This is a genomic window from Streptomyces sp. NPDC059477 (assembly GCF_042749375.1).
GTDB lineage: Bacteria > Actinomycetota > Actinomycetes > Streptomycetales > Streptomycetaceae > Streptomyces.
The window spans coordinates 1-9,713 of record NZ_JBHYUG010000157.1; the positions used below are offsets into that span (position 1 = coordinate 1).

Annotated in this window: 7 protein-coding genes; 2 read left to right on the forward strand and 5 right to left on the reverse strand. The window is 68.0% G+C overall.

Annotation, left to right across the window (positions count from 1 at the left end; all coding sequences use genetic code 11):
- Window positions 1-324: 324 nt before the first annotated feature.
- Together ACFXAZ_RS38540 and ACFXAZ_RS38545 are read right to left on the reverse strand one after the other, a co-directional pair.
- A complete protein-coding gene (locus ACFXAZ_RS38540; RefSeq protein ID WP_384601442.1) occupies window positions 325-1,140 on the reverse strand; it encodes an Eco29kI family restriction endonuclease in 816 nt (271 codons plus the stop codon).
- On the reverse strand, window positions 1,133-1,987 hold the full coding sequence (locus ACFXAZ_RS38545) for a GIY-YIG nuclease family protein (RefSeq protein ID WP_384601445.1): 855 nt from the start codon (window positions 1,985-1,987) through the stop codon (window positions 1,133-1,135). Before ACFXAZ_RS38545 ends, ACFXAZ_RS38540 begins: the two co-directional genes overlap by 8 nt.
- A 115-nt stretch (window positions 1,988-2,102) precedes the next feature.
- On the opposite strand from ACFXAZ_RS38545, the gene ACFXAZ_RS38550 reads away from it, so the two are divergent.
- Together ACFXAZ_RS38550 and ACFXAZ_RS38555 are read left to right on the forward strand one after the other, a co-directional pair.
- Window positions 2,103-3,431 carry a DNA cytosine methyltransferase gene (locus ACFXAZ_RS38550; RefSeq protein WP_384601448.1) on the forward strand — a complete coding sequence of 443 codons (1,329 nt, stop codon included), beginning with the start codon at window positions 2,103-2,105 and terminating at the stop codon, window positions 3,429-3,431.
- Complete coding sequence (locus ACFXAZ_RS38555; protein WP_384601451.1) at window positions 3,431-4,201, forward strand: very short patch repair endonuclease; 771 nt, start codon at window positions 3,431-3,433, stop codon at window positions 4,199-4,201. The genes ACFXAZ_RS38550 and ACFXAZ_RS38555 overlap by 1 nt, the downstream gene beginning before the upstream one ends.
- A 175-nt stretch (window positions 4,202-4,376) precedes the next feature.
- Here the strand turns inward: ACFXAZ_RS38555 and ACFXAZ_RS38560 are convergent, their stop codons facing one another.
- The 3 genes from ACFXAZ_RS38560 to ACFXAZ_RS38570 are packed head-to-tail and all read right to left on the reverse strand — an operon-like array spanning window position 4,377 to window position 9,654.
- The gene (locus tag ACFXAZ_RS38560) at window positions 4,377-5,372 is read right to left on the reverse strand and encodes a thiopeptide-type bacteriocin biosynthesis protein (RefSeq protein WP_384601454.1); all 996 of its coding nucleotides are present in this window, start codon (window positions 5,370-5,372) and stop codon (window positions 4,377-4,379) included.
- Window positions 5,354-6,592, reverse strand: a complete 1,239-nt coding sequence (locus tag ACFXAZ_RS38565) for a lanthionine synthetase C family protein (protein WP_384601457.1) — start codon at window positions 6,590-6,592, stop codon at window positions 5,354-5,356. Before ACFXAZ_RS38565 ends, ACFXAZ_RS38560 begins: the two co-directional genes overlap by 19 nt.
- Window positions 6,589-9,654: a lantibiotic dehydratase gene (locus tag ACFXAZ_RS38570; RefSeq protein WP_384601460.1), complete on the reverse strand. Its 3,066-nt coding sequence runs from the start codon at window positions 9,652-9,654 to the stop codon at window positions 6,589-6,591. The genes ACFXAZ_RS38565 and ACFXAZ_RS38570 overlap by 4 nt, the downstream gene beginning before the upstream one ends.
- Window positions 9,655-9,713 lie beyond the last annotated feature (59 nt).

Consider the following 9,713-nt stretch of genomic DNA (forward strand, 5'->3'; position numbering starts at 1 on the left):
GGGGGGGGGGGCCCTTCGACATCGTGCCCGGTGAGGCACTGGCGGAGGATACGAGATTCGAACTCGTGAGGGTGTGAACCCAACACGCTTTCCAAATGTTCGTCAAGGGGTTCGGACGGGTTCGTCAACGTCCTGGCCTGCGGTGGGATGCTCCCAGTCGGTCTACTTGGACCCCCGCGAACGGAGCTGAATGCAACCCAGACCGCAACCCTCCGGTACCCCGGTTAGCCCCTCCTGGCATCGGCCTTGCGGCCGATCCGGCAGTGCCGCGCCCGCTCTGCTCGGTCTCGTCACTCCCTGAAGTGTCAGGTACTCCCCGGATCCCTATGTGAGGCCGTCGATGGTCTCCGAGTCGTCGTCTACGTCTGGGTCATCGGAGACCGGCTCGTCCTTCTCCTCAGCGGCGAGTTGCTCCGGGTCCTCCGCGAAGTGCGCCGCGATTCGCGCTCTGGACTCGTCGGCGGCCACCGTGCTGGGCTTCGGCATGTGTAGTGGATGGGACCACCACCGCCCGGGGTGGAGTTCGTCCCAGGGTGGTCGCGCGCCATCACCGCGACGGTTCGCGCCCGGGTCATGGTTGCCGAAGCCGTCGACCGTGCGGTTCCAGACTGGGCGGTGGCCCCGGATAAGGGCTCGCTCGGCGAGCGAGACGAATGCCTCGATGGCGACCAGGTAGCGGACCTTGAAGTCGGCCACATCCAAGCCCTCAGCGTGTTCGAGGGAGACTCGGTGCTCGCCGATCCTGTCCCACAGGGGACATGTCTGCTTGGCAGGGTCGACTACGCCCTTGCGTGTGCCCTGCGGCCGAGCCTGACCGACATAGATCGGCACCTCGCAGTCCGGGTTGCTGATCGCCTCGTAGAGGCTGTTGTCGCCTGTGTAGTAGAGCGCGTACACGCCGGCGCCGAACATGATCTCTACGTCCGTGATCGGCTCGGGTACGCAACGGGTTAGCGCTTCCGCGACGCTGCGGCCGAGGTTGTCGAGATCCAGGGGGTTGTACTCCGTCAGCGTGCGGGCCCTCGTTCTCCACTTCCTCGGCTTCTTCGGCTTCCCCGGATACCGGGCCGGTGTGCTTTCGGGTGGCTGGGTCTGCGTGTCCGAGATCGCTTCGATGGGGAGGGGCGAGATATCACTCATCGTTGTCCGATCCGAGGGGCAGGACGTCCTCCTCCACTGGGTGAACAAGGTCCACCTGTGGCCTCGCCTCGATGGAGCCTCCAGCTCGGTAGTAGCGGCTAGCGCTCGCGTATGTCTGCGGGCTGTCCGGATACATGATCACGTAGCCCATGAGAGCGACGATCTGCCAGTCGTCTGGTATCGCCGAGCTGATAAGCCTGAACAGGGAGTCGGCTGTCATCGTTGGCGAGGGAATCTCAACGATCGCCTGCTTGAACCTCGGCGGCAGCGACTGGTAGCGGAACACGTAGGGCAGCCGTTCCTTGGCGGTCTTCAGCAACCGCTCCAGGCTGGCGACCCCGGGTACGAGACCGGTGACCGCGAAGTCGAGGTCGATGGGGAAGCGCATATCGAAGTGGCCGGCCTTCACCAGGGACGTGTCTCGCTGGCGTCCTGGGTCCTTGTTGCCGAAGCCGTTGTTGTTCCACGGAATGCCGTTGCGGCGCTTGTGGTGGTAGATCAACAGTTGCTCGGGAGCCAGCGCGGAGAAGTCGTCGTCGACGTAGAGGCATGAGAACGTCAGGTCGCTCAGCGGGATGTTGCGGCGCCCGGCGATCTTCCGCAGGTGATTCCGAAGCCGGTCGGGAAGCGAGCTGTCCGCCTTGCCCACGTACACGAATTCACCCTGGTGGTAGAGCTGGTAGACGCCCCCCGCCAGCGTGAGCGAGCTGATGCTCTCCTCGGTCAGCGGCGCGTGGGCGAGCGTCTGCAGCTCCTCCGCGAGCTGGTCGCCAAGGGCCTTGGTGATGTTGAGCTTGAAATCCTTGTGGTACTTGGCCTTATCGGAGTACGGCTCGGTCGGCGCCATGCGCTCGATTCCCTTCCATGGGTGATCGCAGGAACTTTACCGACCGTGTGCGACCGAGGATGAACGCTCTCGCCAAACGCTTTGATACCCGCCCACTCCGCGGTATGCTTTTGCAATGTCTGAACAGCGAGAAGAGCAAAATCGGCGGCGTACCAGCGTTGAGCTGTTCGCGGGTGCTGGAGGGCTGGCCCAGGCCGTTGAGCTCGCGGGTTTCCGCCCTTTGCTCGTGAACGAGCACGCTCCCCGGGCCTGCCAGACCTTGGAGGCGAACGACTACGCGTTGCTTCCGGCGGGCACCAAGCCTGAGCCTCCCGCTGAAGGCGAGAAGTGTCCTCTCGTCGCCGGCGACGTCCAGAAGGTCGACTTCGACCGCTTCGAGGGTGAGGTGGACCTGTTGGCCGGCGGCCCGCCGTGTCAGCCGTTCAGCCTGGGAGGCATCGCCAAGGGGGACGAGGACAAGCGAAACATGTTCCCCGAAATGTTCCGGGCGATCCGTGAGATCAAGCCCAAAGCGGTCATCTGCGAGAACGTCCGAGGGCTCCTTCGGCCTTCGTTCCGCGAGTACTTCGACTACATCAAGCTTGAGTTGGAGTTCCCTTTCCTGGAGCGCGTCGACGGGACGGACTGGAAGACCCACCTGGCCACACTGGAGAAGGCCAAGAAGCGCGGCGACGTTGATCCGGCCGAGCGCTACGAGGTCGTGATGACCGAGGTCAACGCGGCCGACTACGGGGTGCCGCAGATCCGGAACCGAGTCATCCTGGTCGCTTTCCGTGCCAACCTCGGAGTCGACGTCGAGGCATTCCGAAAGTCGGTACAGGAGCCGCCCGCCGAGGAGTGGTACTCGGAGACGGCGCTGATCCGTTCGATGATGCTCGGCGACTACTGGAGGCGGCACGAACCCAACATCCCGCCGGACGTCCGCGCGCGTGTCGAAGCCCGGCTGCCCAAGGTCCTGCCGGACGACGACGGTCGCAAGCCTTGGCGGACTCTGCGCGACGCGCTGCAGGGTATTCGCCATGGGGAGGACCCTCTGCCTGTGATCCCACTGCACGAGCAGGATCGCAAGAAGGAGCATGGGGGTGTCGCCTATCACGTCGGCTGGCCCAACGCTCGCAAGTACGACGGGCACACACCAAACGAAATGGACCGTCCGGCCAAGACCGTGAAGGCCGGCGTACACGGCGTGCCGGGCGGTGAATCCGTGATTGAGCTGGATCAGCGCGACCCGATTCCGGGAAAGCCTGGCGAGTGGGAGTACCGGTACCGATACATGACCGTCCGTGAGACTGCGCGGGTCATGACCTTTCCGGATAAATGGAAGCTCGAAGGTCCACGCGGCGAGAAGATGCGGCAACTGGGGAACGCCGTTCCCGTCATGCTGGGCGAGTTCTTCTCCAACGCGGTCGCTCGGGCCTTGGACGCCGCGCCCGAGGACAAGTGATGACGGCGAAGGAACGCGGCCAAAGTCCCTGGAAGGACAAGCTCCCGCCGGAGCGCGCCTGGAAGCGTCGCACGGGCACTTCACCGACGCGGGAGCAGAACCGTGCGGCGGGAGGTCGCCACCGGCGGACTGTGGACCTCGGAGATGGGCGATATGCCTGTGCCTCGGTGTCGCTCCGGGTGTGGGCCAAGACCCGGCGGATCAGGGCGTTCCTGCGCTGGTCCGACAACGGCGACTCTCCTGAAATCCCCCTGGGCGAGGTCGAGCATAGCTCCCGGCGCGCGAACCTTGTCGAGGCATGGGATCGCGCCTGGGAACGGGGCCTGCTGGTGGAGGAACCAGCCCCCAGCGAGTCCTGGGCTTCGTCGGGTGCGACGCGCTCGGTGATGCGTGGAAACCGTGGCAAGGACACCAAGCCAGAGCTACAGCTCAGATCGCTGCTCCACGCACGGGGACTGCGCTACCGCGTCGACGCGCGACCGGTCGCGGAACTGCCCCGTAGGGCCGACGTCGTCTTCCCCCGAGACGGGGTCGCGGTCTTCGTGGACGGTTGCTTCTGGCACGGCTGCCCCGAACACCATCGTGCCTCGACGAAGAACCCTGAGTTCTGGACGGACAAGGTGCAAGGAAACCGTCTACGAGACGAGGACACCAACCAGCGCCTGAGGAGTGCGGGCTGGACCGTCATCCGCGTCTGGGAGCACGAGGACGTCGCCACAGCGGCTGACATGATCGAAGCGGTGGTGCGCGCGAGACGAGCCTCGAAGTGAACCGTGTCCATCCAGTGGTGCGTTCAGTAGGGTTCGAACCTGCGCGGCTCACACCAAGTAGGGGTAGGTGCCGTTGAGGTGGTCGCCGCTCTGCTGCCTCATGCTTCGGTGGACGTCGAACACTCGGGGGGAACTTTCAACTCGCGGTCTCGGGACACGTGCGATGTCAGGCACCTCAGCTCTCCTCGTGCTCGTCGCCGTGCAGGATTGCCATCCTGGCCGCCCAAGCCAAGACACTCTGCCCACGCATAGACAACCCGAGCCGGTTCCAGTGGAAGATCACGTGGTAGCTGAGCACTTGCCGCAGCCCACGATCCAGTGTTCCGTCCTGGACGGCTTGAGCGAGTGTCTCGCCGGTGCTGCGGAACGCGGCGGCCCACTCGGCGACGGGTGCCAACGGCCCCCCGGTGTCCAGCAGGGCGTTGCTGTCGGCGAGAAGCAGGGGGCGGATCTCCTGGGCGCGGGCGTTGAGCCGTTCTGGCGGAACGTCTCTGACGGCCGAGCGGTGTTCCGTCGTGATGACGCGGTCCCAGACATCACCCTGCTCGTACCACTCCAGCCGGGCGGCGCGCATCATGATCGTGCACAGCAGGACGGACAGCTCGCGGGGCCCGACGGTGAGGCCGCGCTGACGCATCTGCTGGATCTCTCGGCTGTCTGTGACGAACAAGGCGTGTGCGGCCGTCATGCTGGTCTCCCCGCCGAACGCCGGAGTCTCCGGTTCGTAGATGCCGGGCCACCAGCCTTGGAGGTGCCCTTTGGAGACGAGGCGGTCGAAGCCCTCGCCGATGGCCGACTTGGGGTTACCAGCGGGATGGATTCGGACGCGCAAGCGCCAGCAGGGGTGCTTTCTGGTGTACCACCAGCCGTCGATCGCACCAGCGGCCTCAGCCTTGCGCAGGATGGGGAGGACGTGCGTGGTGAAGGCGGTGTCAGCGTTCGACCAATCGCTGAAGTGGAGATATGTCTGCCACCAGTCGGTGGTGGCCGCTTGGCGGGCCAGCGCTTCCCGGCCAGCCTGGTCGTACACCGCGATCGCGTCGGAGAGGACGACGGGGTTCATCTCGTATCGGTGTGCCGCGTCGGCGAGCGACAGGCCGGTAAGGACGGCGAGGACGGCGTGCTGCGTCGGGCTCGGCTCGGTTGGCTGAGTCAGTCGATCAAGAGACATGCGTCCCATCCGGTGATCGGCGCCTGTTGTGAGGCGAAGGCGGTGAGGGCGAGCGCGGTACCAGCGGCGCCGTTGATCAGGCCGGGAGCCGATAGGGAGCCGGACTGGTCGGATGCGGATGCGCTGAGGGCGTCACCAAGGCGTTCCGGCAGGGAGTGCAACCGCAGGTCAAGCGCGTCCGCGGCTGCGCGGTGAGCGGTCTGGTAGACGCCCGCCCAGCCGTGGCAGAGGCCGCTGTCGGTGACCAGGGCGAGTTGCGCGGGATCGGACAAGGATCGGTACAGGGCATCCTCGTAGAACTGCTGGAGCGTGGGTGAGCCCAGGGCGATCCCGGCGAGCTGGCCGGCCCGTGCGATGCCGGTCGTGCCGTAGCACCAGCTCGGACGGGTGGGGGCGTCGTGATGGGGCCGTCCGTGGTTCAGGTCGCGCCGTGAGATGTGCTCGGGCCACCACGGCCCGGAATCGCCGTACTGGCACCAGGCGTCGAGATGGGCGCAGATGGTGAAGATGGCGTCCCGTTGGCCATGGACGGTGATGCCGCGACGCAGGGACTGAGCCAGGAGGAGCAGCGGGCCGGTAATGCCGTGCGCGGCACCGAAGTTGCCGTGCCCGTCGGGGAAGTTGGGGGACTCGCCTCGGGCAGGGTCGTGGCGGACCCACCAACCGGGCAGCCTGCGACCGTAAGAAGCGAGCGGCCTGGTCAGGGCGACGAGGTACTGCAAGATCCTCTCCAGGGCCCGGCCCTCGGGCTCGATGCGTAGGAGGTAGGCGCCGATCCCCGTGAGGCCGTAGAAGAGGTCGTACTCCGCGAACGTCGGTAGGTCTCCCCGATCGATGCGAGCGAGCGCGGCGTCGACTCGGCGGTTGGCGAGGTCGGTGATGTGCTGGTGCAGGGTCGTGCGCGCCGAGGCGTACAGATGCTGGTAGGCCGGAGGAACGGCGCTGAGGAGGAAGCCGACGGCCGGGGCGCCGAGGAACAGGCCCGTCTGGTCGGCCGCGCTGATGGGCCCGGAGGCCGCGCTCATGATCCACCGGTGGGCGGAGCGCCAGGAGGCGCCGTCCCGGCTGGCCGTCTCGATGTGCAGCAGGCTGATTCCGGCGGCGCCGTCGGCGAGCGACTGCACCGCCCAGGGCTCCTCCGGAGGGGGAGGCGGGGGCTCCGCCAGATGGGCGGTGTACTGCTCCAGGGTTGCTGCGGTAGGGGTGGCCGACGTGGTCATCGGGCCGCCATCCTGTGCTGAAGGGCCGCCGTTCGCACGAGCCGGATCGTGGTCTCCTCGGTCCGCGGATCGACGCCCAGAGCACGGACGTGGTGCTGGTGCAGCAGCGACCGGGCGACTTCGAGCGGATCACGCTCAGCGGCCAGGGCCGTCCGGTAGGTGTCCATGGCAGTCGCGCGGGTACGCCACGCTTCAGTGACCTGTGGACCGCCGGGGAGGGGCGCGAGCGCGGAGGTGCCGTTCGGCGACGCGAGTTCGAGCACCTGGCTGCGCAGGACCCGGTTCAACCGCCCGGTGGCCTGGGGGAGGTTGCGTACCAGCCACTCCTCGGCCGCCGTGGTGTCCGGTGCCAGGGGTGTGACGAGGCGCAGGGCGCTGGCGGCGGCGAGGGCTTGTGGGGCGAAGGCGTCGGTGCGCTCGGCGAACTGGATCTGAGCGAGGGCGGCGGCGGAGTCCGTGGCGAACACCTGGTGCGCGGCGTCCATGACCGGCCCGTGGCCGAAGCGGCCTGTCTGGGGCTGGTAGGGGCCCAGGACGAGCCCGGACGCCAGACCCATCCTGTGCAGGTTGTCCGTCCAGGCGTGGATGTGCTGTGAGCCGACCGCGTACGCGTCCGGCGGCAGGTGCAGAGCGAGGGCGAGGTGCTGGTCGGCGTCCGGCCGGGCCATCTCCCGGTGACGGGTGAACCACCAGGTCGGAGGCTTCTCCTCGAACGCGGCGAGCAGGCGCGGGAGGTGGCGGCTCAGGATCTCGTCGTAGCGGCGCGGATGGGCGTGGAGCTGCGCGAGAAGGACGCTGCCGGCCCCCGGGAAGTGCCTTCCGCTGGCCGTCGCCGTGGCGGGGCGCGGCCGGGGCACGTAGGGGGTGTCCGGCTCGGACCGGCCCAGGGAGAGCCAGATCTCGTGTGCCCGCCCGATCCAACCGTGGGCGTCCGCGTCTGGGACCTCGCGCAGTTCCACGCGCCGGGCGTTGTCGAGGTGTGCGCGCAGGACCCGGAGGTGGACAGGGTGGGACAGGTCGCAGGGGAGTCGCTGGTCGTATTCGATGGCGGCGACCTGCATGGGGACCCGCAGTCGCTCCCGCCAGGCGGTGAAGGCGTTCTCCCACTCCTCCCCCGGGGCTTTGCGGCCGGGCAGGTCGTCCGCCAGCAGCAGCCAACGGGCCTGGGTGAGGATGGTGCGGCGGTAGCGGACCCGGGGGAGGAACGGGAGCCGGGAAGCCGCGCCGAAGTCGAACGGCTTGTAGGCGGCGTACCGTCCGTTTGCCACCTCGGCGAGGAACCGTGCCAGCGGCGGGGTCTGAGTCCCGCCTTCCAGGGCGTGCAGGACCCGCACGTCGATGCGCCGACCGGTGGAGAGCTGCACGAGGTGGAAGCTGCGCGGGTCTGCGGTGACGGCGATGTCGGCGAGCCGGATCGCTGTATCGTCACGCTCTTGGTGGCCGGACAGCTCGATGATGTGCGGCAGCAGTCGCGGTGTGCGGGTGACGTTCTCGTTGCGGTGTCGGCGAGGCGGGAACACGAGTTGCGCCGTGAGGCGGTCCGGTCCCCCGCCATAGGTGGCGGCAAGGGCGTGCTGGTGCTCGGGCGGCAGGACGTGGGCGAACCGGCCCGCCATGCTGCTGCCGGGGCGGGGCGCCGCGGTGAGCAGGATGTCGAAGGTGCCGTCGGACAGCGCCCGGGTGCTGGAGGAATGGACCTCGAAGGCGGCCTCTACTCGGGGCACGAACAACCGCTCATCCTTCCCGGCGGCCTTCTCCAAGGCGTTGACCATGTCGTCCGTCAGCCGAAGTTCGTCGCGGCCGTCGAGGAAGACTTGCTGCATCAGCGCGAGCAGCAGCTCGTCTCGGTCGGTGCGCACCTTCAGGGCCGCGCCGCGTTCGGAGCCGATGTAGCCGGCGGGCAGCCCGAGGCCGCTGTCGGAGACTAGGTCCATGACCGGTACGAGGGCGCCGACGCCGTATCGGGCCCGGAACCGGCGGTGGTAGTCGCGCCAGTGCTGGTAGCCGTAGGGCTGGGGGGTGGTCCGGTAGAGGGCTGACACGGCTGCTTGCACTTCCGCGATCACGGCCTGCGGGAGCTGGATCTCGCAGTCGAGGGCGGTGTCGATGAGCAGCGGGGTCGGCGTGACGGGGGTGAGGGCGCGCATCCGTGTGGTGATGGCACTCACGCTGGTGTCGGAGTGTGTCGGCTGGTGGGCGGACAGGTCGTCGCACAGGGCGTACAGCTCTTGGACCAGGTCCCGCACTTCGGGGACGCTGTTCGCGTCGTGCCGTTGCAACTCGTGGCACAGGTGCTGGAGCGCGTCCACCGTGGTCATGGGCGCCCACAGGCTGGTGATGAGGAATTGCTGCTCGACCAGGCTGGTGAGAAGCGTGTCGATCTGCTCCCGGGTGGCTTGCGGGAAGCTGTCGTGCAGGTGGTCGTGCAGATTGCCATAAGGGATGGGGGCGCGGGCCGCGTTCATTGCGGCGGCCACCGGCCGGGCGTTGTGGACGGATATCTCGACCGGGGCAAGGAGGACGGCGTGGCCGTCGGAGGGCGGGCCCGGCGCCACGAGCCGATCGCCACGCGGGTGCGCGGCGTTGTTGGCGACGAGCGGGAGCCGCTTCAGTAAGGCGGGAGTGCGCTGGAGCCGGAGGACCATCTCGGTGACCCATTCGGCGTCCGGCCGGATCAGTACGCGGTGCTTGTCCAGCCATCGCGCGGTCCCCCGGGGCCCGACCGTCACGGGGGCGACGCCTGCGAACAGGCCCAACGGGGTTGGCCGGTGCTGCCACCGCAGGAGGTAGGAGACCGTCGATATGGCGGTGCGGCGGACGTGACGGGGCTCGATCTGTCGGCCTTGGACGACTGCCTCGATGGCGTCGGACAGGACGGGGGTGGCCGGCTCCAGCGCGCTGCGGAAGTCCTCGCGCTGCCAGATCCGGTTCAGCCACCCGCGGGTGACGACCACGTTGTCGAGGTCGAGGGTGCGGGGGATGTCTGCCGGCCCGGGGCTGGTGGTGGCGCGCAGCATGGCGGCGCCCTGCCACTGGTAGTCGGCGACTGCTCGGGAAGCCATGGTGCCCTCCGTCTGGCGGGGCGGGTGAGGGGCCGGTGGGCCGGGCGGAGCACTTCGCC